Origin of the sequence: Streptomyces sp. NPDC058985 (assembly GCF_042740985.1) — a bacterium.
Lineage (GTDB): Bacteria > Actinomycetota > Actinomycetes > Streptomycetales > Streptomycetaceae > Streptomyces.
This window is the reverse complement of sequence record NZ_JBHYJX010000079.1, coordinates 1-22,979: the sequence shown is the minus strand read 5'-3', so window position 1 is coordinate 22,979 and position 22,979 is coordinate 1. Positions and strand designations below refer to the sequence as shown.

The window sequence follows — 22,979 nt, the reverse complement described above, 5'->3', positions numbered from 1 at the left end:
GGGCGGCGGGCCGGTCACCCCCCGGGGCCCCCCCCCCCCTGGGCCCGGGGCCCCGCGCCCCTACCGGCCCCGGGGGGGGCCCCGCGGGCCCCCCGGGCCGCCCCACCGCCGGGAGCGGGCGCGTTCAGGACAGGGCCGAGAGGGCGATCTTCTCGTTGCGGGCGAGGTGCTGCTCGACGGAGGCGGCGACCGTGGCGGGCTCGCGGGTGCGGAAGGCCGCCACGAGGTCCAGGTGGGCCTTGCCCCGCCGCTGGTGTTCGGCGGGATCCGGGTCGAGATGGCCGAAGCCGATACGGATGTAGCGTTCTCCCGCCCGCCAGAGCGTGGTGAGGACGCGGATGTCCCAGGCGGTCGCGGCCGGCGCCAGGAGCGCGAGGTGGAAGGCGTGGTGGTCGTCGTAGATGTCGGCCATGCCGTGCTCCCGGGCACCGAAGTCGATGGCCAAGGACTCGAGTCGGTCCAGTTCCTCGTCCGTGAGAAGACCGCACGAACGCCGGGCGATCTCCGGTTCCAGGGAGCGACGCAAGCGGTAGATGCCTTGCAGATCGTCGAGGTCGAGCGGAGCGATGACGGCGCTCCGGCCGGGCCGCATGATGACCAGGCCCTCGCTCTCCAGGCTGCGCAGTGCTTCCCGGATGGGGATGAAACTGATGTCGAGCATGCCGGCCAGTTCGCGCAGCGAGTACTCCCCACCGGGATCCAGGGCGCCGGTCAGGATCGCGCGCCGCAGTTCCTCGGTGGCCTGCTCCACCACGGACCGTGACGTGATGGGCTGGACAGCTCCTCGGGGAGTCGCCACGGTGTATCCCTCACTTCGGCCGTCTGGTGGTACGGCCAACTATAGCGACGGCTCTGCCGAGGAGCTGGGGGCATGACAAGGGCCCTGGAGCAGCCCATTCCGTCGGTCGGTCGACCGACGGAAATGCCCCGCACCGTGGGCGGCACGGTGCGGGGCGCCGGGATCATCCGTGCGACTGCCCGGTCACAGCTTGAGGATGCGTTCGGCGTTGCGGTGGGCGATCTTCTTGCGATGGCCGGTCGACAGGCTTGCGTGGCGCAGGAATCCGACGGCCTGTTCGCTCTTCTCGAAGGGGTAGTCGATGGCGAAGAGTACGTTGTCGATGCCCACCGTCTTGATGGCGGCCTGGAGCATGGTGTCGTCCATCACGCCCGAGGTGGTGATGGCGATGTTGTCGACGAGGTACTCGGAGGGCTTCTTCTTCAGTGGCACGCGCGTGTTGATGTTCTGGATCTGCACGTCGAGGCGGGGTGCCTGGAAGGGCAGGAACTCGCCCATGTGTCCCAGGATGAGTCTGGCTCCCGGGAAGTCGTCGAAGACCCCGCCGAGGATGACCCGCAGGGCGTGGCCGCCGGTCTCCGCCGCCCAGCTGTACAGAGGGCCGACCAGCTCCGGACGGTCCTTCAGCAGACCCCAGTCGCCGGTCGGGGCCGGAGTGGGGTGGAGGTAGAGGGCGGCGCCCAGCTCCTCCAGCGCCGCCCACACCGGCCGGAACTGTGGCTCGTCCAGGTAGTGGCCGTTGGTGTGGCCGTTGACCAGGAACCCGGCCATCTTGAGGTCGCGTATGGCACGCCTGGCCTCCCGGACGGCGGCCCGGGGGTCCTGGAGGGGCAGTGCGGCGAGGCCCCCGAACCGGGTGGGGTGGGCGTCGACGATGCCGGCCAGCGCGTCGTTGGCGACCTGCGCGTCCCGTACGGCGATGGCGGCGTCGGGCTGCATCTGCACCCCGGGCGGGGTGAGGGAGAGCACCTGCATGGTGACGCCGTTCGCGTCCATGTCGGCGAGCCGGTACTCGGTGATGTCCGGCAGCCGCTTGAACCAGGCGGCGGTGACCTCGGGCTTGAAGGGGATCGCGCCGTTCAGGGCCGTGCCCTGGGTGATGAGGCCCGGCAGCATGACGGCTTCCTCGATGGCGATGATCTTCAGCCTGCCGTGCGGGTCCGGCCTGTCGCCGTGCGCCCGGGCGGTGCCGGGGGACATCACAGTGGCGGCGCCGGCGAGGGCGGCCGTGCCTGCCGCGGTGTTGAGGACCTGACGTCTCGTCCAGGTGTGAGTGCTCATGCGTGGTGCTTCCTTTCGGAACGGGATCGGTGTGGGACGACTGAAGTACGTGTGGGGCCCTGCACGTGGCAGAACGCGTACGGCCGTCCTCGTGTCCTGTGCGGTGGTAGTGGGCCGGGCTCAGACGAAACGGGGGAAGAGCCGTGCGGCGTTGTCGCGGTCCACGCCGGCCAGTTGTGCGGTGTCGAACTCCTCGAAGCTCTCGAGGTCGTCGATGACGCGCTCCACGGTCGCTTCGGGAGCGGCCGGCCAGTCGGTGCCGAACAGCACGTGTTCGGCACCCGTGACCTGGAGGGTGGGCAGCAGGGAATGGGCGGAGCCGGCCAGGGCGGTGTCGTAGTAGAGGCCGCGCAGGGCGTCCGCGACGTGCTCGTGGCCGATGTCGGCGTCGTCGGGGCCCCTCCCCATGACGGTGTGTTCGGCGATGCGCCACCCCAGGGACGGCAGCGCGCCGCCGCCGTGGGGGAGGATCAGCCTCAGTCCGGGGTATCGATGGAAGACCCCGGTGTACAGGGCGTTGACGATGTTGCGCGCGGTGTCGAAGGGGTACTCGCACACCGAGCTGGGACGGCCGAAGCCGAGCACGTCCACGTGCGGGCAGTCGGTCGGGTGGACGAAGACCGGTACTTGCCGTCGGTGCAGTTCTGCCAGGACCGGCTCGTAGAAGGGCTGCCCGAAGTAGTGGCCCACACTGTTGGACGTCAGCATCACGCCGTCCAGGCCCAGTTCGTCCAGACCGTAGGCGATCTCGGCCAACATGACGTCGGGGTCGTCCAGTGGTACGGCGGTGAACGCGCCGAACCGCCCAGGGTGCCTCGCGATCAGCTCGGCGTAGTCGTGGTTGACGTCGCGGCAGAAGCGGCGGGCGAAGCCGGGGTCGTCGGAGGTGCCGGCGAAGGGCCACGGAGCGGACAGGATCTGGGCGGCGATCTCATGGCGGTCCATGAAGGCCAGCGCGCCCTCCGCGGTCCAGCCCGTGGGGATCCGGTAGCCGCCGGCCAGAGTGAAGCCGGAGGCGAACAGCGTCTCGACGGTGCCGCCGAGGTAGTGGGCATGGACGTCGATGCGGTTGCGGGCCATCGGTTTCACTTTCCATCCGGTACTGGTCCGCCCCGGCCGCGAGGCAGGTGCCTCGGACAGGGTGCGGCCGGGGCGGGGCCTGATGTCGGCGCGGGGCGCCGGTCGACGTCAGGAGACGTTCAAGAGCCGCGATGCGCCGCCCCGCCTCGGCGGGCGCGGCCGCTCAGGGTGTCGACGAGCGCGAGGGCGTCCTCGGGAGCCTCGTCGCCCAGCCAGCCGACCACGTGGTCCGGGCGGACCAGGACAAGGCGGGCGTCCAGCAGCTTGGCGTAGTCGGCGGACACCGACTCCGGCAGGGACACCACGGTGAGCGGCACATTCCGCAGGCGTGCGGCCTCCAGGATGGCCTCCTCCGGGGTGCCGTGCCCGAGGGTGACCAGTGTCAGATGGTCCCCGAGAAGGTCGTACAGGGAACGGCCGTCCTCCAGGAACACATGGGGCAGCCGGGCACCCGTCCATCTGGCGCTTCCCCCATCCCGCGGCTCCGAGGGGACGATCGGTGAGGTGGTGACACGGAGTCCGAGGACCAGGTCGAGGGAGTGGAACTCCGCCGTCTTGGTCTCCTGGATCCGTGCGCCCGCGGCGCGCCGTGCCTCGGCACCCGCCTCGTCGTCCGCGTCGAGGTTGTCGGCGAGCAGTTCGGTGGAGAGCACCCGCATGTTGGCGGTCGCCTCGCGGATGACGCGTTCCTGGACGGGGCGGCGCTCCCTCTCGTAGCTGTCGAGGATGTCCGCCCCACCCCAGCCGGCGAGCACGGCGGCCAGCTTCCAGCCCAGGTCGACCGCGTCTCCGATGCCGGTGTTGAGCCCGTGGCCGCCGAACGGCGGGTTGAGGTGCGCGGCGTCACCGGCGAGGAAGACCCTGCCGTGGCGCATGCGGTCCACGATCTGCATCCGGGCGGTCCACGGGTCGGTGGACCGCACCTCGGCCGGCACCGGTCTGCCCGCTACGGCGTCGATGATGTTCCGCGCTTCGCGTTCTCCGGTCGCGCGGTCCACGCCGAAGGCGATCGCCCACCAGGTGTCCGTCCGGTTCAGGGGCCCGACCAGTGCCGGTGCGGTCGGGTTGACGACCCAGTACTGCACGGCCGGACCGTGCACCACGTGCTTCCACAGGTCGGGGCTCTCGAAGACCATGCCGAAGTTCGGGCGCAGGGCCTCCCCGCCCAGGTAGCGGGAGCCGATCTGGTCTCTCACGACGCTGCGCGGGCCGTCGCAGCCGATCACGTAGTCGGCGGTGACGAGGCTCCGGTCGCCGAGAGCGTCCTCGACGGTCACGGTCACCAGGTCGTCGTCCTGGGCCACGCCGACGACCTTCGAGCCGAGGACGAGGCGGCTCGGGGCGAGTTCCTCGACCGCCTCGCGCAGTACCTCCTCCAGCACGTACTGCGGCGCTTGCTGGCCGATCTCCGGGAAGCGGTCGCCTTCCGGGGCGAGCCCCAGAACGCCGGTGAAACGGGACAGCTCCCTGCCGGTCAGCGACGTGCAGAACACGACGTCCTGGGACCAGTACGCGGGCAACGGGGCACGCGCTCGGAGCCGCTCGGCCAGGCCCCAGCGCCGCAGATGCTCCATGGTGCGCACGTTGAGCGTCTTGCAACGGGGGCGCGCTCTGGACACGGTGGCGCGCGGTTCGACTACCAGGCAGTCGACGCCGCGCCGGCCGAGCTCCACGGCGGCCGCCAGGCCGACCGGGCCACCACCGGCGACGAGGACCTGCACGTGCCGCGGGAGCTGCTTGTGGTCGACGGAGGGCATCATCAGTTCGCGTTCTCGGCTCGCTGCCGCGCGGCGGCCCAGTGCGCACACTCCTCGGCGAACGCGAGCTGCCGCAGGTGCAGTGCGTGGCCCAGCGTGTGATGGTCGATGCAGTGGCCCGTGCCACGGGCGACGCTCGCGTCCACGAACGGGGCCGCCGTGAACATCGCGGCGAACCGGGCCACGTTCTCCGGGCTGCTGCTCCACAGCGCGTCGAACTCGGCGAGCGCGTTGTGCACCGGGACGCGCACGCGGGGGGCGACGTTGGGCAGATGTTCCTTCGGCCACGTGGGAGCCTGTACCAACTCCCTCACCGGCACGGGCGCGTAGGAGTCGTGCGCCTGTCGTAGCGCCTCGGCTCCGTAGGTGTGCGGCGGTCCGAACATCACCTTGTCCCGCTCCTCGTAAGGAAGGTCCACCGTCTGGTCCGGGGGAAGGGAACCGAGAGCCTCGGCCGCTCCGCCGCTCGGGATGACGGCCCCCATGCCGGTCGCCGAGACACCGATGAGAGGGAGGCCGGGAGCGGATGCGGCGATCATCAGGGCGATCATGCCGCCGATGGAGTGGCCGACGAGGAACACACGGTCGGCCGAGAGGCGGGCGACAACCTGCGCCAGCGCGGTGCCGAGCAGTTCCGCGTGCCGGGTGAAGGTGTTGGCGTCCGGCTCCAGGGGGGTGCTGCCGCCGTAGCCGGGACGGTCGAAGGCCACGACCGGGTAGCCGTGCGCGGCGGCGACGTCGAGGAAGGAGCCTTCGCCGGCGCTCTCGACGTCGAAGTAGTGCGCTGTATAGGTGCCGCCGTGGAGGGCGACGATCAGGGGCTTGCCGGTGGGTTCGGCGGGACCGGCGGCAAGCGCCGTGATCTTGTGTCCGTCGACCTCGAGGGTCAGAAGGTCGCGCTGTTTGGCCATCTGTGGCCTCCTGCCAGGGGTGGATTCCAGCGTGCCGCGCGGAGGGGACCGTAGCGCGGCGAACGACAACGCACAGCTTGCGGGGGGAGTCGGCCGCCCCCGGTCCGTGGCACCGAGAACCGGTTGGGGCGCTACCGGGGTTCTGCGAGCCTAGGCGCTATATGTGATAACAGCAAGGGTTTGGGTGCTCGTGAGGCGAGGTGGAAGACGTGAGGAAGGGACGCTCGGGGTGGTGTGGCCGCGCCACGTCAGTGCCGGACGAGTCCGCCGTCGGCCACGATGGTCTGACCGGTGATGAAGGCGCAGTCGTCGCCGGTGAGGAAGCAGGCGAGGCCGACGATGTCGGCCGCCGTTCCTACGCGCTTGATCGCCTGCATGCCGGCCACCGTGCGCAGCATGTCCTCCCCGATGAACTCCTGGCCACCGGGGGTGCGTGAGGCGCTCGGCGAGATCGCGTTGACCGTGATGCCGTGGGGAGCGAGGTCGCTGGCCAGGGCTCGGGTGAAGCCGACGACGGCTCCCTTGCTGGCCATGTAGTGGACCATGTCGGGAACGGCCAGGCCGAGGGAGTTCGACGCCAGGTTGACGATGCGCCCCCAGCCGTTGTCCCGCATCGACCCCATGACCGCCTTCGCCATGAGGAACTGGGAGTCGACGTTGATCTCCTGGGTCCGCTTCCACTGGGCGAAGTCCAGCTCGAAGACGTTCTTGAACGGGAAGACACCCGCGTTGTTGACCAGGATGTCGACCCGGCCGGCGAAACCGAGCAGCTCGGGGGCGAGGGCCGCGACCTGCTCCGGGTCGGAGATGTCGGCCCGGAACTGTACTGCCTTGTGGCCGGCCTCCTCGACGACCTCGACGGTGTGGTCGGCCGGGTTCAGGTCGACGGCGATGATGTCGGCGCCCCGGCGGGCCAGTTCGTGGCAGATGGCGTGGCCGAAGCCGCCCGCCGCACCGGTGACGACCGCGACCCGGCCGGTGTGCGAGGCGGGGGTGGACGAGACCTGCGTGGACGGTGTGGGCATGAGTGTGCTCCTGTCTCGCTGTGCACATGACGTGTGACCGGGGCCGACGGCGGGGCGGGGTGCGCGGTCCCGCCCTCTCCGGGGCGTCCGTCAGTGGTGCTGCGGCACGTAGTCCTGGGTGATCTGCTTGTACTCCAGGAAGTCCTCCACCGATGCCAGGCCACCGAGCCGGCCCACACCGCTGGACTTGAAGCCGCCCTCCTCGAACTCGATGGTCAGGTTCGCCCAGCTGTTGATGGAGATGAGACCGGCGTCGAGCCGGCGCGCGACCCGCACCGGACGGTCCGCGTCCCGGCTCCACACGCAGGCGCTCAGGCCGTAATCGGTGTCGTTGGCGAGGGCGATCGCCTCCTCCTCGGTGTCGAAGACCTGGACGGTCTGCACCGGGCCGAAGGTCTCCTCCTGGACGATCGGCAGCGAGGAGTCGGTGACCGCGAGCAGGGTCGGGTGGTAGAAGGCGCCGCCGGCCAGCTCGGGGCGGGTGCTCGGGCCGCCGCGGACGACCGGTTTGGCGCCGGCCGCGATGGCCGCCTCCACCGCCGCGTCGACCCGGGCGACCGACGCCTTGTCGATCAGCGGACCGATCTGGCTCTCGGAGTCGGCGGCCGGACCGGGACGCACGCTTTCCAGGCGCTGGGCCAGCGCGGCGGTGAACTCGTCGGCGATCTCCCGCTGCACCAGGACCCTGCTGCCCGTCATGCAGAACTGCCCGGCGAAGACGGTGCACGACGCGACGGCCGTGGCCAGCGCGGCCTCGATGTCGGCGTCGGCGAAGACCAGGTGAGGGGTCTTGCCGCCCAGCTCCAGACCCACCCGCTTGAAGTGGGCCGCCGCGCCCTGGGCGATGAGCCGCCCGGTGGCGGTGCTGCCGGTGAAGCTGATGACGGGCACCTGTGGCGACTCGACCAGCAGGCGGGCAACGTCGGCGCCGGACTCAACGACGACGTTCACCACGCCCTTCGGCAGCTCGGGCACCGAGGCAAGGATCTCGCTCATCAGTGCGGCGGTACGGGCCGCCTGCCCCGGCATCTTCACCACGGCGGTGCAGCCCGCAGCGAGGGCCGGGGCCAGCGCGCGGATGCACAAGTAGGCGGGGGAGTTCCACGGCACGACGATGCCGGCGACGCCGACGGGCTGCCGGATCGACATGGCCTGGCGGCCCGGCTGGGTGTCGGTGACCCGGCCGTGCGGCTGGACCGCCAGCCCCGCCGCGAAGCGCAGGGCGCGCAGGATGAAGTGCGACTCGAAGCCCGCCTCGCGCCGGAGCTTGCCGTTCTCCAGACACAGCGTGTCGATCACCTCGTCCATGCGCGCGGCATACGCGTCGGCGAGGTGGCTCAGAGCGGTGGCCCGCACCATCGGGTCGAGACGCCACTCGCCCTCCTTGAATGCCCGGCCGGCCGCGTCGATGGCCCGCTGCCCCACCTCCGCGTCGGCGTCGGCGTAGGTACCGATCGCTTCGCCCGTGGCCGGGTTGATGCTGTCGCGAGTTCGTTCGGAACCGGCCCACTCGCCGTCGATCCAGTGCCGTGCGGTGTTCTCTCGGGTCATGTCGGCGACTCCTTGCTTGAGAGGGAGGGGATGGGAGGGTGCGGGGCGGCCTTCAGAGGCCGAGCAGCCGCTCGGCGTTGCCGTGGGCGATCTTTGCCCGGTCGGCCTCGCTGATCGGGGCCGTCCGCAGGAACTCGGTGGCCTCGCCCATCTCCTCGAACGGATAGTCGGTGCCGAAGAGGATGTGGTCCGAACCCAGGGCCAGCAGTGCGCACAGCAGCGGTGGGGCCGAGCACACGCCGCTGGTCGTGATGTACAGGTTGTGACGGACGTACTCGGAGGGGTTGTCCCGGTCCAGCTCGACGCCCTGGTGGTTGTGGTAGTCCCAGCGGGAGTCCATCCGCCACAGCGCATAGGGCAGGCCCTCGCCCATGTGGCCCAGCAGCAGCTTGGCGTCGGGGAAGTCGTCGAAGACGCCGCCGAACACGCACCGCATGAAGTGGGTGGCGGTGTCCGTCCCCCAGCTCCACATCGGTCCGATGAGTTCCGGGTGCCCCTGGATGACGTGCGGGATGTCGACGCCGTTGGCCGGGTGCAGGTACAGCGGCACGTCCAGACCCGCGGCACGCTCCCAGACGACCCGCAGCTCCGGGTGGTCGAGGTAGCGACCCTGGGTGTGCGCGTTCACCAGAGCGCCACGCATACCCAGCTGTGAGACGGCGCGCTCCAGCTCGTCGGCGGCGGCCTTCGGATCCTGCAGCGGCAGGGCGGCGAAGCCGGCGAAGCGGTCTGGGTGGTCGGTGATCACACCGGCGAGCAGGTCGTTCACGGCAGTCGCCTGGCCGACCGCGGTGGCGGCGTCCTTCTCGGCCTGGATGCCGGGGGAGTTGAGGGACAGCACCTGCACGTCCAGGCCCGCCGCGTCCATCTCGGCCAGTCGCTCGCCGGTGATGTCGAGGAGCCGCCGGGACGCCTCGCGCCACTTGTCCGGCTGCAGGATGGCGGCCGCCGAGGCGCCGTACTTCTCCAGCTCGGGTGTGACGAAGTGTTCCTCAAGACCGATGGTCCGCATCGCGACTCCTCATTTCACTTATATGCATTGACTTCATCGATGGTGAAACGTACGTTCCGTCAATGTCAACCCTTTGGAACGTCCGAGCAGATGGAGGTGCCCGATGACGGGTACGGAGGTCGCCGCGGTGGATCCGGTCCCGAACGGGAGCGCGGTGGATGTGGTCGTGGTGGGGTACGGCCCGGTGGGTATGGTTGCGGCCGCCCTGCTGGGACGGTCGGGGCACCGGGTCCTCGTCCTGGAGCGATACGCAGGCCTGTACAACCTGCCGCGGGCGGCCAGTTTCGACGACGAGACCATGCGCACCCTCGCGCGTCTCGGTGTGGCGGAGGCGCTGCTGCCCAAGGTGCGCGTGCAGCCCACCTACGAGTGGCGCAACGGCCAGGGCGACCTGCTGATAGAGCAGCACTTCGCCGAAGCCGGACGCAGCGGCTGGGCGGAGTGGAACATGATGTACCAGCCGGACCTCGAAGAGGCGCTCGACGCGGCGTGCCGGTCGATGCCGCAGGTGGAGGTGCGGCACTCCAGCGCCGTCGTCGCCCTGGACCAGACCGCGGAGAACGTCACGCTTACCGTCGAGGGCCCCGAAGGGCGTCGGACGGTCACCGCGCACTACGTCCTGGGCTGCGACGGGGGCAACAGCTTCATACGGTCGGCACTCGGCGTGGGGCTGTTCGACTACGGCTTCTCCGAGCCGTGGATGGTGTGCGACTTCCGCTTCCGCCGGCCGACCGAGGTCCCGCCGGCGCTGCAACTCGGCGATCCGCTGAGCCCGACCTCGATCATCTCGCTCGGTCCCGCACACCACCGGTTCAGTTTCATGCTCGACTCGGTGGACGAATTCGAGACCGAGCGCGATCCGCAGCGCGTCTGGGAACGGGTCGCCTCTCACCTCACTCCCGACGACGCCGATCTCATCCGGGTCGCCACGTACACCTTCCGGTCACTCATCGCGGAGGACTGGCGTCGTGGCCGGGTCCTGCTGGCGGGCGACGCGGCGCACCAGATGCCGCCGTTCCTTGGGCAGGGCATGTGCTCGGGCTTCCGCGACGCGCAGAACCTCGCCTTCAAACTGGACCTCGTTCTGCGCGGAGCCGCGCCGGACGACATCCTCGGCACTTACCAGACGGAACGCGAGCCGCATGTGCGCGCGGTGACCGAGAAGGGCATCGAGCTCGGCCATCTCCAGACCCTGCGCGACCCGGAGCGTGCCGCGGAGCGTGACCGGACGCTGCTGGCTCGCCGCGCGGAATCGGGGACGCCCGAGGCCGTGCGCCTGCCGAGCCTCGTCGACGGTCTCTTCGCCCGGACCCCGGATGCCGGCCGGGGGCAGTTGTCGGTCCAGGGTGTGGTGGACGACGGTACCCGCCGCGACCGCCTGGACCAGGTCGTGGGCGGCGGCTTCCATCTGCTCGTCGAGGAAGAGTCGCTGTACGCCCTGGAACGCGCCGGCCTGCTCGACGACCTGGCCCGGGCGGGCGTGCGAGTCGTCGTGCCCGGTGAGCGGGCCGCCGCACACCCGAAGGCGGCCGTCGTCCACGACGTACACGGCACGTACCGCGGCTGGTTCACCGAACTGGGTTGCTCGGCGGTCGTGGTCCGCCCCGACTTCTACGTCTTCGGCACGGCGAGCGGCCCCGACGCGGCGGCCGGTCTCGCCGGTGACCTGCTGAGCGCGGTGTGCGGTGGCCCGGCCACACGCGAGGTGCGAGCGGACACCTGATGTCCCGTTTCCTTCGCCCCGGAAATGACTCTGCGAGGCCGGTCACTATGATCCCTGCTGTGAGCGATCAGCGTCCCTCCGACTCCGAGGCCAGTGGGGAATCGCCGGCACGGCAGGGCATCCAGTCCGTCGAACTGGCGATGACGGTTCTGCACGCCCTCGAGGAGGGGCGGGGCCCGATGAGCCTGACGCAGATAGCCGCGGCCACCGGCATGCAGCCGAGCAAGGTCCACCGCTATCTCGTCAGTCTCGCCCGGGTCGGTCTCGTCGCCCAGTCGCCCAGCTCCGGGCGCTACGACATGGGACCGGCCATGCGGCGGCTCGGCGTCGAGTCGCTGCGCAGGATGGATGAGGTCGCGCTGGTGAGCGAGCACCTGCCCGGTCTGCGGGACCGTACCTCGCACGCGGTCAACCTGGCGGTGTGGGGCGACCACGGACCGGTCGTCGTGCGCTGGGAGTACGGCGCCCACGCGCTGCCGATCACGGTCCGGGTCGGCGCCACCATGCCGCTGCTGACCTCGGCGATGGGAGGGGCGTTCCTCGCGCACCTGCCCGAGCAGCTCACCGAGCCGGTGCTGCGCGGCCAGCTGGAGGCGGAGACGCTGGACGCGGCCACCCGGGAGCGGGTCGACCGGATCAAGTCAGAGGTGCTGCGCGAGGGCGTGGCCACCACCGTCGGAGGTGTCATTCCCGGCGTCACCTCCCTGGCGGCCCCAGTGTTCACCGCGGGGGAGTCCTTTCCGCTCGTCGTCACCCTGGTGATGCCGGCGCGAGGCGTCACCGAGCAGGACGTGGCCCACCTCTCGGCGGAACTGCTCACCTCGACCCGGGCCATGTCCGAGGTCCTGGGCCACTCCATGGACCAGCGCCGGCCGTAGGACGTTCGCCCCCCGGAGGTCGCACCCGCGCGCCCGGCGGCCGGCGTCCTGCTTCCCTCGCGTCGCGGGACACCGCGGCGCAGGGGTGCCCCTCGCGGGAGGCAAGCGCTCGACGAGCAGTCGGAAGGCAGGACGTATGAACCCGAACCCCGTCAACGAAGCCCGCGCACGACAGGAGCGCTTCGCACACGGCATGGAGGTCCTCACCCGCGTCGACGGCGAGGCAGGGCGCCGGGTCATCGACGCGCTCGCGGACATCAGCCCGGAACTGGGGCACCAGGTGGCCGCGTGGGCATTCGGCGAGATGTACGACCGCCCCGGCCTTGGCCCGCGGGACCGGCAACTGGTCACCCTCGGCATCCTCACCGCCCTGGGTGGCTGCGAACCTCAGCTCGAGGTGCACGTCAACGCCGCTCTCAACGTCGGTCTCGGGCCGCAGGAGATCGTAGAAGCGCTGCTGCACTCCGCGGTCTACTGCGGCATGCCCAAGGCGTTGAACGCCACGCTCGTAGCCAAGAAGGTCTTCGGCGAGCGCGGCCTCCTCCCGCGGCCGACCGAGGATCGGTAGAGGCACTCGCATCGGCGACGTTCGGATGACCCGCGGGCTACGCTTCCCTTAGCTACTCAGAAATAGTTAGCATCGAGCAATCCATCGCCCGCGGAAGGCAGACGTTGACCATGACCAAGCTGGAAATCATCGTGGCGAGCACGCGCCCCGGGCGTCTCGGCCCGAGTGTTGCCCGTTGGATCGAGTCGGAGGCCGTGACGCACAGTGGCTTCGACGAGATAGAGGTGGTCGACCTCGCCGAGGTGAACCTGCCGTTCATGAACGAACCGCACCACCCGAGGCTCGGCCGCTACACCCATCAGCACACGCGCGACTGGAGCGCCAAGGTCGAAGAGGCGGACGCCTTCGTGTTCGTGATGCCGGAGTACAACTACGGCTACAACGCCGAACTCAAGAACGCGATCGACTACCTCCACACCGAGTGGCAGTACAAGGCGGTGGGCATGGTCAGCTACGGAGGCGTGTCCGCGGGAACGCGCGCGGCGCAGATGATCAAGCAAGTGGTGACCACCCTGAAGATGACGCCCGTCTTCGAGGCCGTGTCCATCCCCTTCGTCCAGCAGTTCCTCGACGAGGACCGGCGGCTGCTGCCCAACGAGGTCATGACCAGTTCCGCCAAGGCGATGCTCGACGAACTGGTGCGCTTCACCGACGCCCTGCGCCCGCTGCGTGCCCCCGACGCCGCGTGACCACCGGCCCGACGCCCGGCGGGGGCGACATCCACCCGGTCTGCGTGCGGTTCCACACGGCGATCGAGATGATCGGCGCACGCTGGACCGGCGCGATCCTGCGGGCGCTGTTCACCAACCAGTGCCGGTACGCACAGATCAAGGCAGCCGTCCCGGGAGTCAGCGACACCATGCTGGCGCAGCGCCTCCGTGAACTCCAGCACGACGGCCTCGTCGAGCGTCACGTCGTGCCCGCGACACCGGTGCAGGTGGAGTACCGCCTCACGCCCAAGGGACAGGACCTGGAACCGGTCCTCGACGCGATCATCGCGTGGTCGCACACCTGGCTCCCCCTGCCCGGATCGGACCCGGCGCCCTGAGGTCTCCAGGCCACCCGTGACAAAGGGCGCCACGCGCCGCGTGCCGCCTCCACCGGAAAGGCGGGGATCTCAGGGTCGGGACATGATGGACTCACCGGCCCATCGGGAGGCGGTGACGACGGGCATGGACATCGACGACGCGGCCGAGGATGCCCGGCCGAGCCAGGTGGCGGCCGCACTGATCGACCGCCGCGGGGTCGTGGTCGGCTGGTCCCGTGCCGCGGAACGCCTCGTGGAGCGGCCGGCCGCGGAGGTCCTGCGTCGTTCCGTACTCCGGCTGCTGACCGATCCCGAAGCCGCTCACGCCGGGCGGCTGCCGGACAGCGGCACGACCACGCTGCGGTGCGGCTCGGGGAAGACCGTGCCGGTGCGTTACCGCGTCGACGGGCTGCGCAACCCCGCATTCTCGCTCGTACTGGCCGTCGCCGCCGACCAGGCGGCCGAGTCCGAACGGGACGCGGCCCTGTCGCGTGCGCTACTCGGACAGGACAGTATCGGCTTCGTCCTTCGGGACGCCGATCTGGCCGTCGTCCGGAGCAACCTGACGCGAGGCGCGTTCGCCGGACCGCCCCTGCCGGTAGGCAGCCGCCTCTCCGACGTGATGCACCCGGCCGATGCCGCCGGCGTGGAAGCGGCGCTGCGGGGCGTACTGGAGACAGGCGCACCCCTCGCCGCACACGAGCAGCGGGTCAGGTCCGCGAGGCCCCCGTACGGAGAATGGTCCTTGTCCGTGTCGGCGATGCGGACGCAGGACGCTCGTGGCCGGCCCACAGGCGTCGCGGTCCTGTTCACCGACGCCACGGAGCACTGGCAGGCCGAGCGACGGCGTGAGCTGCGGCATCGCGCGGCGGCGGACATCGGCGGCACGCTCGACATCGGCAGGACCGCCCAGGACATCGTCGACACGCTCGTTCCGGACTTCGCCGATGTCGCGTGGGTCGATCTCGCGGACGCCGTTCTCACGGGGGACGAACCGCCGAAGACCTTCGGCGGAGGAGACCTCCACCTGCGCAGGACCGCGGTGCGCTCGGCGGACGGCCCATGGCCTCCCGGACTTCTGCAGCCCGGTGAGCCGGTTCCCCCCTTCCCTGATCTGCCCGTGATCCGCGAGCTCCAGGAGGGCCGCACGATCGTGACCGACCGGGAAGCCCTGGCCCGGGGCCTGACGGCGGCCCACCTGCGCCTCGCGGTGCCCGAAGGCGGACACTCCATGATCACTGCCCCCCTCTTCGCGCGCGGTCTCGTACTCGGCTTGGTGGCTGCCTGGCGCACTGACCTGCCCGAGCCCTTCGAGGAGGGGGACACGGCGCTGCTCGCCGAGATCGCGGCTCATTCGGCCCTCGGTGTGGACAATGCCCGCAGGTACACGCGGGAGCATCGCGCTGCCGTGACCCTGCAGAGGAGGCTGCTGCCCCAGGCGTGCACCTCCACTCGCGTCATGGAGACGACGGGCGTCTACAGGCCCGCGTCGGGGGGCGCCGAGATCGGCGGGGACTGGTTCGACGCGATCGAGCTTCCCTCGCTGCGGACCGCCCTGGTCGTCGGAGACGTGACCGGCCACGGCCTGCACGCCACGGCCACCATGGGGCGACTGCGCACCGCCGTGCAGACACTGGCCGACCTGGAACTGACGCCCGACGAACTCCTCGCCCATCTGGACGACCTGGTTTTTCGACTGGCCGGGGAGGCGGACCCCGCACAGCGTGACGTGGTCGGTGCGACCTGCCTGGTCGCCGTACACGACCCGGTGGCCGGACGCTGCACGATGGCCGCGGCGGGACATCCGCCGCCGCTGCTGGCCCTGCCGGACGGCCAAGTCGCCGAGGTGGCCACGCGACCGGGCCCGCCCCTCGGTGTGGGCAGCCTGCCGTTCGAGGCAACCACCGTCGACGTCCCACCGGGCAGTGTCCTCGCGCTCTACACCGACGGCCTCCTCCAGCGCTACGGCACCGACCTCGGCGCAACCACCCGAGACCTGACGAGCCGACTGGCGCAGGCCCAGTCCACCGGCGGCGACCTCACCGCGATCGCCCAGGCGCTCATGGCCGGCTCCGGGACGCGTCCCCCGCGCGACGACGCCGCCGTCCTCCTCGCGCGCCCCTCCCCTCTGGAGGCGGGCTCCGTCGCGGACTGGGAGTTCCCCGCCGACCCCCGGGCGGTCGCCTCGGCGAGAGAGGCGGCGACCGGTCAACTCGCCGAATGGGGACTTGAGGGCAACGCCTTCGCGACCGAACTGATCGTCAGCGAACTCGTCACCAACGCCGTGCGATACGCGGGCGGCCCGGTGGGACTGCGCATGATTCGCGACGAGGTCCTTTTCTGCGAGGTCACCGACCCCAGCAACACCCAGCCCCGCATGCGCCGTGCCCGTACCGGAGACGAAGGGGGCCGAGGTTTGTTCCTGGTGGCTCAGCTGAGCAGGCGGTGGGGGAGCAGATACGGACAGACGGGCAAGACGATCTGGGTCGAGCAAGAGCCGGCCGAGTGAGGCGTTCACCGCCGCGTCGCCAGCCTCCGTCCGCGCAGACGGCTGAACGGCATACCCCTGAGACCCACCGGCGACGCCGCTCCGACGGCGGCAGGCTCGGTCTGCGGCGCAGCCCCCGCCCGCCGTCGGTCTCACCGAGCGTCGGCATGCGTCAGCGGTATCGACGCTCGCCGTCCTGCGAGAGCCGCCGGGAGATGGCCCTGGCCGTCGCCCGCACGGCCGGGCCGTAGCCCCCATCCGGAAGGCCGCTCGTGGGTGCCACGACCGACAGCGCGGCCACCACCTCGTCGCCGTCCCGCACCGGCGCAGCCACGGTACTCAGCCGCCAGGGGTGACTCTGGCGGCCGAAGGCGTAGTCGCCACGCCGTACCCTCCGCGAGGGCACGGCGCAGCGGTCGGAGCGAAGGCCAGCAGCACCAGGCCCACACCGGTGGACGTCAGCGGAAGGCGGCCCCCCACGCGGTAGAGCACGGGACTGACGTCGCGTGCCGACAGCCGCTCGACGAGCAGAGCCTCCGCTTGGTCACGCACGGCGAGCAGCACATGTTGACGGGTGACATGGAAGAGATCGTCCATGCTCGGCGAGTCTTGCGCGTCCCACTACCCCCATACCGCTCACCACTGGCCTCGCGCCCGTTGGGAGTCCCGCCACGATGCCCGCACCCGTCATGCAGATCGTGAACTTCAACGGAGTCCGGCCCGTGGCCCTCACGGACTCCTTGCTCATCAACACGCACAACGCCGGACTGACGCACTTCGACGCGCTCTCTCACATTCCTGTCGGCGACAAGGTCTATCCAGGCGTCCCGCTGCAGGACGCCGTCACACCGACCGGGGTACGCCACGCCTCCGCCGACCACGCCGCTAGAGGCATCGTCACGCGGGGCGTCCTCCTGGACCTGGCCCCCGATCGCGGCAGTCTCGACGCGGACCACCGCGTCAGCGCAGCAGACCTCGACGCGGCGCTCGACCGAGCATGCACGTCGGTACACCCAGGCGACGCGATCGTCGTCCGCAGCGGCTGGGACGTGAACCAGCCCATGACGCAGCCCGTCCCCGGGCTGGACCTCAGCGCCGTCGACTGGCTGGACAGACACGGCGCGGCGCTCTATATCGGCGATATCAGCGACGCCCGCCCACCGAGCTTTCCCACGCCGATGCACCAGGTCGCACTGGCACGGCTCGGACTGCCGCTGGTTGACGCCGCCAACCTCGACGACCTCGCCGACCAGTGTGCCTCCCTAGAGCGGTGGAGCTTCATGCTCGTACTCGCGCCACCGCGCATCACGGGCACGACGGGACTCGCGGTCAATCCGATCGCGATCTTCTGATCGCGAACCGGACTCAGGTCCACTGCGGATCCCCCTGAGCGCTCGGGCGTCCAATGACACGCCTCGATGCAGAGGCGGGAAGCATCTGCAGACGGAGCCAGTGATGGCCGAGGCCAAGGGATGGGCTGCGCAGGATGGACGAGGTGGCGCTCGTAAGCGAGCACCTGCCGGGCCTTCGGGACAGCACCTCGCACGCGGTCAACCTGTCGGTGTGGGGCGACCACGGCCCGGTCGTAGTGCGCTGGGAGTACGGCGCCCACGCGCTGCCGATCACTGTCCGGGTCGGTGCCACCATGCCCCTGCTGATCTCGACGATGGGAGGGGCGTTCCTCGCGCATCTGCTCGCGCAGCTCACCGAACCGGTGCTGTGCGGGCAGCTGGAGACGGAGACGCTGGACGCGGCCACCCGGGAGCGCGTCGACCGGATCAGGGCCGGGGTCCTGCAGGAGGGCGTGGCCAGCACCGTCGGCGGGGTCATTCCCGGCATCATCTCGGTCGCGGCTCCCGTGTTCACCGCCGGTGAGTCGTTGCCGCTCATCGTCATCTTGGTGATGCCCGCACGGGGTGTCACGGAGCAGGACGTGGCACGCCTGTCTGACGAACTGCTGCGCGCGACCGTGCCATGGCGGAGGTACTGGGCAGTCCCGTGGACCGGGACCGGCCGTAGGGCGCCCGCCCTCCCGTCACGGGGCGCGGCCGCCGGTTCAGTCGTCCACGACCGCCTGAAGTGCCCGGCCGTAGTAGCGGACCACGGTGTCGGTGTCGGCCGAACTGAGGGGTTCGAGCAGCGCGACGTAGCGCATCATGGCGAGTCCGATGAGCTGCGTGGCGACCATGCTCGTCCGGAGCTCCGCGTCCTCGCCCGTGATCACGCCGCCGAGCGCCCGCGCCAGGATCCCGGTCGCGGTCTCGCGGAGCCGGGCGGCGGCGGCGCGGTGGATGGCGGCCGAGCGCACCATGGTCATCAGCGCCGGCCGCGACGACACGTCGTCCCACACCGAGAGGTGGGCGCGCACCATGCGTTCCCCCACCCCCGCGCGCTCGCCCCGTGCCGCGGCGGTGATGGCCTCCTGGATCCTGCCCGGCAGCTCCAGCGCCTGGAGGAACAGGCTCTCCTTCGTACCGTAGAAGTGGTGCACCAGCGCCTGGTCGACCCCCGCCGTCTCCGCGATGCGGCGCAGGCTGGTCCCGTCGAAACCACGCTCGGCGAAGCAGACCCGCGCGGCCCCGAGGATCGCCTCCCGGGTACGGGTCTCCCCGCGCCGCCGGCCCCCGGCGTGCTTGGCCGCCGGGCCCGTCGCCGCGGCCGTCCCAGCCATGTTCCCGGCCTGCTCAGGGCCGGGGTCACCCAGCTCGCGCATATCGCTGACGCTCTTCATGCCCCCATCATGCCCGCTCCCGCCCCCCGGCCGAGAAACTCATCAAGTGATGAACTCACTGTATGCTGAGTTATCCCAGGCCCGCCGGAACGACCGGGCGGGCCGGCCCCTGTCCACCGTTCCGCCCCCACCTGCCGGGGCGGGCATTCCCATGGAACGGTTGCCATGTCCGTCAACTCCGCCACCGCCACCGCCCAAGAGCCGAACGGCGGCACCGCGCACGCCGCGCCGCCCGGTGGCCGCAAGCTCGTGGTGAAACTGGCCGCCGTGGTCGTCGGCCTGACCGCCGCGATAACCCTCATGCTGTGCGCCTTCGGCCTGCCGTCCGCGGCCGGAGGCCCGCACCATGCCCCGCTCGGCGTGACCGGCCCGGAGTCCGCGGTGGCCGCCGTCCAGAAGCAACTCCCCGGCGACGACTGGGAGGTCACGGCGTACGACGACCCCGGTGCGCTGACCCGGGCCATCGAGAACCGCGACGCCGTGGGCGGCCTCGCGTTCGGCGAGAACGGCGTGACCGTCTACACCGCGACGGCCGGCGGCCAGATGATCGGCAACGCGGTGAGCGGCCTGGGCACGGCACTCGCCGAACAGCGGCACGTCTCCGCGACCGTCCACGACGTGGTGCCCTTCCCTGAGGACGACCCGCGGGGCACCGGACTCGCCTCCGCCGCGCTGCCGATGGTCTTCGGCGGCATGCTCCCCGCCATCACCCTGCTCCAGCTCTTCCCCGGCCACGCCAACCTGCGCACCCGTCTCACCGGGGTCGCCGCCTTCGCGCTGGCCGGCGGGGCCGCCGTGACCGCCGTCCTCCAGTTCGGCATCGGCACCCTCGATGGCGACTACTGGCTCACCTCGCTCGGCCTCGGCCTGGGCATGGCCGCGCTCGCCATCCCCCTGCTCGCACTGGAGTCGCTGCTCGGCTACGCGGGATTCGGCGCCGGCTCCGTCGTCATGATGTTCCTCGGCAACCCGCTCTCCGGCCTCACCACCGGCCCGTACTGGCTGCCCGACGGCTGGTCCACCCTCGGCCAGCTCCTGCCGCCCGGCGCCTCGGGCAGCCTGCTGCGGGCCAACGCCTTCTACGACGGAACCGGCGCCGGCGGCCCGGTGCTCGTCCTGGGCCTGTGGGCCCTCGCCGGTCTCGCCCTCGCGCTCGCGGCGGACCGCCGTCGCGGCAGGAAGACCGCCGCGGCTCCGGCAACGTGAGCGAGTACACCTCCCTCTGTGCCTTCGCGCCAGTCATTCCTCTCAGATAAGGATTACTTGGCTACTAAGGAAAACTCAGTCTTGGACATCTCGGGAAAGGCACGTCGAGCATGAGCAAGCTGGAGAACATCGTCGCGAGCACCCGCCCTCGACGCCTGCCCGCTGGGTCGAGTCTGAGGCCACGAAGCACGGCGGCTTCACGGACGTCGAGGTCCCACGCCACGAGCATTGGCGGGCCCGGCGGCGACGCGAGCTGCGGCACCGCGCGTCGGCGGGGATCGGGCGCACCCTCGACATCGCCGGGACGGCCCAGGAGATCGTCGACACGATGGTCCCGGACTTCGTCGACGTCGCGGGGGCCGAACTGGCGGAAGCCGTGTCCGCCGGGGACGAGCCGCCGAAGACCTTCGGCGGGGGCGACCTCCACCTGCGCAGGGCGGCGGTGCGCTCGGCCAGCGGTCTTGGCCGCCCGGGGCTGCTCCGGCCCGGAGAGCCCGTACCGGCCTTCCCTGACCGGCCGATGGCGCGCGAACTTCAGGAAGGGTGGACGGTCCTGACCGACCGGCAGACCCTGGGGCGGGCCCTGGCGGATCCGGCCCTCCTGCGACTCGCGGCGCCCGAGGGAGGGGACTCGATGCTCGCGGCGCCGCTCTTCGTCCGGGGCTTGGTGCTGGGACTGGTGGCCGCCTGGCGCACCGAACGTCCTGAGCCCTTCGACGAGGAGGACGCGGCCCTGCTCGCCGAGATCGCGGCCCGTTCGGCCTTCGGCGTGGACAACGCCCGCAGGTACGCGCGCGAGCACCGGGGCGGCAGTGACCCTGCAGAGGCGTCTATTGCCCCAGGCCGTCACCTCCACCCGGGCCATCGGGACCGCGGGTGCTTACCTTCCCGCCTCGTGCGGGGCCGAAATCGGCGGAGACTGGTCGACGCGATCGAACTCCCCTCCCTGCGCACCGGTCCTCGTCGTCGGGGACGTTCCTGGCCACGGGCTGCACCAACAACCCGGGGGCCTCGTCTGTCACGCACCTCGGCCATCTCCCGATCGGTGGCCCGACTGGAGAAAGCCAGTGAGCGGGTCGGGGCAGTACGGCAAGGGTGTCCCGGCTTCATGCGGATGCCGACGCCTCGACGGGCGTTGATCGGCTGAACGCCTCCGATGTCTCTCGGCGTAACCACCCGAGTTCCGCCAGCGCCCTGTCCATCGACGCCTATGATCTCGACATCTGTGCTCATTCCGACCCGCCGCGGCGCGAGAGCAGGCGCTTAGAAGACGCCCACTGCATGTAGCTCAGACCCCGTCTGACCTGCAACTTAGTGCGTAGCTGACAGGCCGTCAGGCGTTTTGTGGGACGCATGTGGGATTCGACCGTTCGGGTGGCCTCTGGGACGGCGTGGCCCGCTGCTGGTCTGAATACGCGCCCTCACTCCATCTTCACACGCTTCCGGTCCCCAGCGGAAACAATCCGGCACCTTCTCGGCGTTGGTGATCTCCGAGCCGAGGAGGGGAAGGTGTCGGGCCTGAAGCTGTTCCGCGCGGACACGACTAATAGCGGCATGACGGAGGTCATGCCGCATCTTGCTGAGATCGAGGCCGACGTGCAGGGCCTCGTCGAGAGCCACATGGAGACGCTGCTGGGGGTCCGGTTCCTGGCGAGTGAGTACAGCACCGGACCGGTGCACGGAGGCCGGATCGACTCGCTCGGGCTGGACGAGAACGGCTCGCCGGTCATCGTCGAGTACAAGCGCGGCACGGATGCCGGCGTGTTCTCTGAACTACCGGTTGCTTCCCGCCGAATGAGCTGTCGAGCTCGCCAATGCCGGTGGGCGGGGCCTGACGACCCTCAGTGCATCTTCCCAATCTTCAATGCTCGCGCCCGCTCTCCGTGGTTCTCGGGGCGGATTCGCTCGGCCAGGCAGCGCCGGTGGGAGATGAGGGTGTGACTTCCTGGACCGTCGTTGCTCCGCGAGTCCAGGACTAGGGCGTGTCCGCAAAGTGGTGAGTTCGTTGGGTTGTTCGTGGTGCGTCGTCATGAGCTGACCGATGAGTCGTGGGCGGTGATCGAGCCGTTCCTGGCTCCGCCGCGGATGGGCCGTCCGGTGCGCGATCGCCGTCAGGTGGTCAACGGGATCCTGTGGAAGCTGTCCACGGGTGCGGCATGGCGGGATCTTCCCGAGCGGTACGGGCCGTGGAAGACGGTCTACGAGCGCTTCCGCCGCTGGTCGGCCGACGGGACCTGGGACCGGCTCCTGGCCCACGTCCAGCAGCGCTGCGATGCCGTCGGCTCGGTTGACTGGACCGTCACGTGTGTCGTCTCCACGACCGTGCGAGCCCACCAGCACGCGGCCGGGGCCCGAAAAGGGGGCTCCGGCCGGGCGAGGCGATCGGCCGGTCCCGCGGCGGGCTGACCACAAAGATCCATCTCGCCTGCGACGGGCAGGGCCGGCCGCTCGCCTTCACGATCACCGCCGGAAACGTCAACGACTGCACTCAGTTCGAGCAGGTCCTGGCCCGCATCCGCATCGAGCGGTGCGGACCCGGCCGGCCCAGGACCCGGCCCGAACGGGTCGTCGCCGACAAGGGCTACTCGTCCACGAAGATCCGCTCCTACCTGCGCAGACGCGGCATCAAGGCGGCCATCCCCGAGCGGATCGACCAGATCAACGGCCGCATCCGCCGGCGGGAGAGCCTTTGCCGGCTCGACCGGGCCGCCTACCGACGCCGTAACGTCGTCGAGCGCTGCTTCAACAAGCTCAAGCACAACAAGGCCCTGGCCACCCGCTACGACAAACGCGCCCGCCACTACGAAGCCCTGGTCACCATCGCGTGCCTACGAATCTGGCTGGCCTGACTTTGCGGACACGACCTAGTCTTTTGAGTCAGGAATTCTGTTCAGATAGCTGGCGAGGCGTTCGAGGATCTCGTCTGCGGTCTTCGTCCAGAC

General features: G+C 70.5%; 20 protein-coding genes and 3 pseudogenes. 12 read left to right on the top strand and 11 right to left on the bottom strand.

The genetic code is table 11. The annotated features are described in order from the left end of the window. Positions 1–124: 124 nt before the first annotated feature. The 8 genes from ACFW01_RS37405 to ACFW01_RS37370 form a co-directional block, all read right to left on the bottom strand. Positions 125–799, bottom strand: coding sequence for a GntR family transcriptional regulator (locus tag ACFW01_RS37405; protein ID WP_384511199.1), 675 nt, complete (start codon positions 797–799; stop codon positions 125–127). Positions 800–982: 183 nt separating this feature from the next. Next, positions 983–2,080: an amidohydrolase family protein gene (locus ACFW01_RS37400; RefSeq protein ID WP_384511196.1), complete on the bottom strand. Its 1,098-nt coding sequence runs from the start codon at positions 2,078–2,080 to the stop codon at positions 983–985. 120 nt (positions 2,081–2,200) lie between these two features. Then, positions 2,201–3,160, bottom strand: coding sequence for an amidohydrolase family protein (locus tag ACFW01_RS37395; RefSeq protein ID WP_384511193.1), 960 nt, complete (start codon positions 3,158–3,160; stop codon positions 2,201–2,203). Positions 3,161–3,279: 119 nt separating this feature from the next. Then, positions 3,280–4,920, bottom strand: a complete 1,641-nt coding sequence (locus tag ACFW01_RS37390) for an FAD-dependent monooxygenase (RefSeq protein WP_384511190.1) — start codon at positions 4,918–4,920, stop codon at positions 3,280–3,282. Then, positions 4,920–5,828, bottom strand: a complete 909-nt coding sequence (locus ACFW01_RS37385) for an alpha/beta fold hydrolase (RefSeq protein WP_384511187.1) — start codon at positions 5,826–5,828, stop codon at positions 4,920–4,922. The genes ACFW01_RS37390 and ACFW01_RS37385 overlap by 1 nt, the downstream gene beginning before the upstream one ends. A 248-nt stretch (positions 5,829–6,076) precedes the next feature. Then, entirely contained in the window at positions 6,077–6,853 is a 777-nt protein-coding gene (locus tag ACFW01_RS37380; RefSeq protein WP_384511184.1) for an SDR family NAD(P)-dependent oxidoreductase, read from the bottom strand. A gap of 90 nt (positions 6,854–6,943) precedes the next feature. Beyond that, positions 6,944–8,404, bottom strand: a complete 1,461-nt coding sequence (locus tag ACFW01_RS37375; RefSeq protein ID WP_384511181.1) for an aldehyde dehydrogenase family protein — start codon at positions 8,402–8,404, stop codon at positions 6,944–6,946. Between the two features lie 52 nt (positions 8,405–8,456). Further along, positions 8,457–9,416 carry an amidohydrolase family protein gene (locus tag ACFW01_RS37370; RefSeq protein WP_384511178.1) on the bottom strand — a complete coding sequence of 320 codons (960 nt, stop codon included), beginning with the start codon at positions 9,414–9,416 and terminating at the stop codon, positions 8,457–8,459. A gap of 103 nt (positions 9,417–9,519) precedes the next feature. Between ACFW01_RS37370 and ACFW01_RS37365 the strand changes: the two genes are divergently transcribed. The 6 genes from ACFW01_RS37365 to ACFW01_RS37340 all read left to right on the top strand — a co-directional run bounded on the left by ACFW01_RS37365 (position 9,520) and on the right by ACFW01_RS37340 (position 16,121). Beyond that, on the top strand, positions 9,520–11,139 hold the full coding sequence (locus tag ACFW01_RS37365; protein WP_384511175.1) for a bifunctional 3-(3-hydroxy-phenyl)propionate/3-hydroxycinnamic acid hydroxylase: 1,620 nt from the start codon (positions 9,520–9,522) through the stop codon (positions 11,137–11,139). A gap of 59 nt (positions 11,140–11,198) precedes the next feature. Further along, positions 11,199–12,017: an IclR family transcriptional regulator gene (locus ACFW01_RS37360; RefSeq protein ID WP_384511172.1), complete on the top strand. Its 819-nt coding sequence runs from the start codon at positions 11,199–11,201 to the stop codon at positions 12,015–12,017. Between the two features lie 136 nt (positions 12,018–12,153). After that, a complete protein-coding gene (locus tag ACFW01_RS37355; RefSeq protein ID WP_384511169.1) occupies positions 12,154–12,585 on the top strand; it encodes a carboxymuconolactone decarboxylase family protein in 432 nt (143 codons plus the stop codon). A gap of 110 nt (positions 12,586–12,695) precedes the next feature. After that, positions 12,696–13,274: an NADPH-dependent FMN reductase gene (locus ACFW01_RS37350; protein WP_384511166.1), complete on the top strand. Its 579-nt coding sequence runs from the start codon at positions 12,696–12,698 to the stop codon at positions 13,272–13,274. Further along, complete coding sequence (locus ACFW01_RS37345; protein WP_384511163.1) at positions 13,271–13,633, top strand: winged helix-turn-helix transcriptional regulator; 363 nt, start codon at positions 13,271–13,273, stop codon at positions 13,631–13,633. Before ACFW01_RS37350 ends, ACFW01_RS37345 begins: the two co-directional genes overlap by 4 nt. A 124-nt stretch (positions 13,634–13,757) precedes the next feature. After that, positions 13,758–16,121, top strand: a complete 2,364-nt coding sequence (locus ACFW01_RS37340) for a SpoIIE family protein phosphatase (protein WP_384511202.1) — start codon at positions 13,758–13,760, stop codon at positions 16,119–16,121. Positions 16,122–16,272: 151 nt separating this feature from the next. On the opposite strand, the gene ACFW01_RS37335 is transcribed toward ACFW01_RS37340, so the two are convergent. Together ACFW01_RS37335 and ACFW01_RS37330 are read right to left on the bottom strand one after the other, a co-directional pair. Then, complete coding sequence (locus tag ACFW01_RS37335) at positions 16,273–16,434, bottom strand: hypothetical protein (RefSeq protein WP_384511160.1); 162 nt, start codon at positions 16,432–16,434, stop codon at positions 16,273–16,275. A gap of 5 nt (positions 16,435–16,439) precedes the next feature. After that, complete coding sequence (locus ACFW01_RS37330) at positions 16,440–16,697, bottom strand: hypothetical protein (protein ID WP_384511157.1); 258 nt, start codon at positions 16,695–16,697, stop codon at positions 16,440–16,442. A gap of 77 nt (positions 16,698–16,774) precedes the next feature. Between ACFW01_RS37330 and ACFW01_RS37325 the strand changes: the two genes are divergently transcribed. Continuing rightward, on the top strand, positions 16,775–17,452 hold the full coding sequence (locus ACFW01_RS37325) for a cyclase family protein (RefSeq protein WP_384511154.1): 678 nt from the start codon (positions 16,775–16,777) through the stop codon (positions 17,450–17,452). Positions 17,453–17,586: 134 nt separating this feature from the next. Continuing rightward, positions 17,587–18,006: pseudogene (locus ACFW01_RS37320) on the top strand (IclR family transcriptional regulator C-terminal domain-containing protein); the annotation flags it as partial. Between the two features lie 150 nt (positions 18,007–18,156). On the opposite strand, the gene ACFW01_RS37315 reads toward ACFW01_RS37320, so the two are convergent. Next, positions 18,157–18,831, bottom strand: coding sequence for a TetR family transcriptional regulator (locus ACFW01_RS37315; RefSeq protein ID WP_384511151.1), 675 nt, complete (start codon positions 18,829–18,831; stop codon positions 18,157–18,159). A 165-nt stretch (positions 18,832–18,996) separates the two neighbouring features. On the opposite strand from ACFW01_RS37315, the gene ACFW01_RS37310 reads away from it, so the two are divergent. The 4 genes and pseudogenes from ACFW01_RS37310 to ACFW01_RS37295 all read left to right on the top strand — a co-directional run bounded on the left by ACFW01_RS37310 (position 18,997) and on the right by ACFW01_RS37295 (position 22,886). Beyond that, positions 18,997–20,037, top strand: a complete 1,041-nt coding sequence (locus tag ACFW01_RS37310; RefSeq protein WP_384511148.1) for a hypothetical protein — start codon at positions 18,997–18,999, stop codon at positions 20,035–20,037. Between the two features lie 328 nt (positions 20,038–20,365). Next, the gene (locus ACFW01_RS37305) at positions 20,366–21,184 is read left to right on the top strand and encodes a GAF domain-containing protein (RefSeq protein WP_384511145.1); all 819 of its coding nucleotides are present in this window, start codon (positions 20,366–20,368) and stop codon (positions 21,182–21,184) included. Positions 21,185–21,546: 362 nt separating this feature from the next. Then, positions 21,547–21,810, top strand: a pseudogene (locus ACFW01_RS37300) (transporter); the annotation flags it as partial. A 246-nt stretch (positions 21,811–22,056) separates the two neighbouring features. Then, positions 22,057–22,886 (top strand): annotated as a pseudogene (locus ACFW01_RS37295) (IS5 family transposase). The last annotated feature ends 93 nt before the right edge of the window (positions 22,887–22,979 follow it).

Bases quoted from the DNA above. Each gene is read 5' to 3' on its own strand.
- ACFW01_RS37400 (WP_384511196.1), bottom strand. From the start codon at position 2,080: ATGAGCACTCACACCTGGACGAGACGTCAGGTCCTCAACACCGCGGCA.
- ACFW01_RS37350 (WP_384511166.1), top strand. From the start codon at position 12,696: ATGACCAAGCTGGAAATCATCGTGGCGAGCACGCGCCCCGGGCGTCTC.
- ACFW01_RS37385 (WP_384511187.1), bottom strand. From the start codon at position 5,828: ATGGCCAAACAGCGCGACCTTCTGACCCTCGAGGTCGACGGACACAAG.
- ACFW01_RS37325 (WP_384511154.1), top strand. From the start codon at position 16,775: ATGCCCGCACCCGTCATGCAGATCGTGAACTTCAACGGAGTCCGGCCC.
- ACFW01_RS37370 (WP_384511178.1), bottom strand. From the start codon at position 9,416: ATGCGGACCATCGGTCTTGAGGAACACTTCGTCACACCCGAGCTGGAG.
- ACFW01_RS37395 (WP_384511193.1), bottom strand. From the start codon at position 3,160: ATGGCCCGCAACCGCATCGACGTCCATGCCCACTACCTCGGCGGCACC.
- ACFW01_RS37390 (WP_384511190.1), bottom strand. From the start codon at position 4,920: ATGATGCCCTCCGTCGACCACAAGCAGCTCCCGCGGCACGTGCAGGTC.
- ACFW01_RS37375 (WP_384511181.1), bottom strand. From the start codon at position 8,404: ATGACCCGAGAGAACACCGCACGGCACTGGATCGACGGCGAGTGGGCC.
- ACFW01_RS37355 (WP_384511169.1), top strand. From the start codon at position 12,154: ATGAACCCGAACCCCGTCAACGAAGCCCGCGCACGACAGGAGCGCTTC.
- ACFW01_RS37315 (WP_384511151.1), bottom strand. From the start codon at position 18,831: ATGAAGAGCGTCAGCGATATGCGCGAGCTGGGTGACCCCGGCCCTGAG.
- ACFW01_RS37330 (WP_384511157.1), bottom strand. From the start codon at position 16,697: ATGGACGATCTCTTCCATGTCACCCGTCAACATGTGCTGCTCGCCGTG.
- ACFW01_RS37365 (WP_384511175.1), top strand. From the start codon at position 9,520: ATGACGGGTACGGAGGTCGCCGCGGTGGATCCGGTCCCGAACGGGAGC.
- ACFW01_RS37380 (WP_384511184.1), bottom strand. From the start codon at position 6,853: ATGCCCACACCGTCCACGCAGGTCTCGTCCACCCCCGCCTCGCACACC.
- ACFW01_RS37305 (WP_384511145.1), top strand. From the start codon at position 20,366: ATGGTCCCGGACTTCGTCGACGTCGCGGGGGCCGAACTGGCGGAAGCC.
- ACFW01_RS37340 (WP_384511202.1), top strand. From the start codon at position 13,758: ATGGACATCGACGACGCGGCCGAGGATGCCCGGCCGAGCCAGGTGGCG.
- ACFW01_RS37310 (WP_384511148.1), top strand. From the start codon at position 18,997: ATGTCCGTCAACTCCGCCACCGCCACCGCCCAAGAGCCGAACGGCGGC.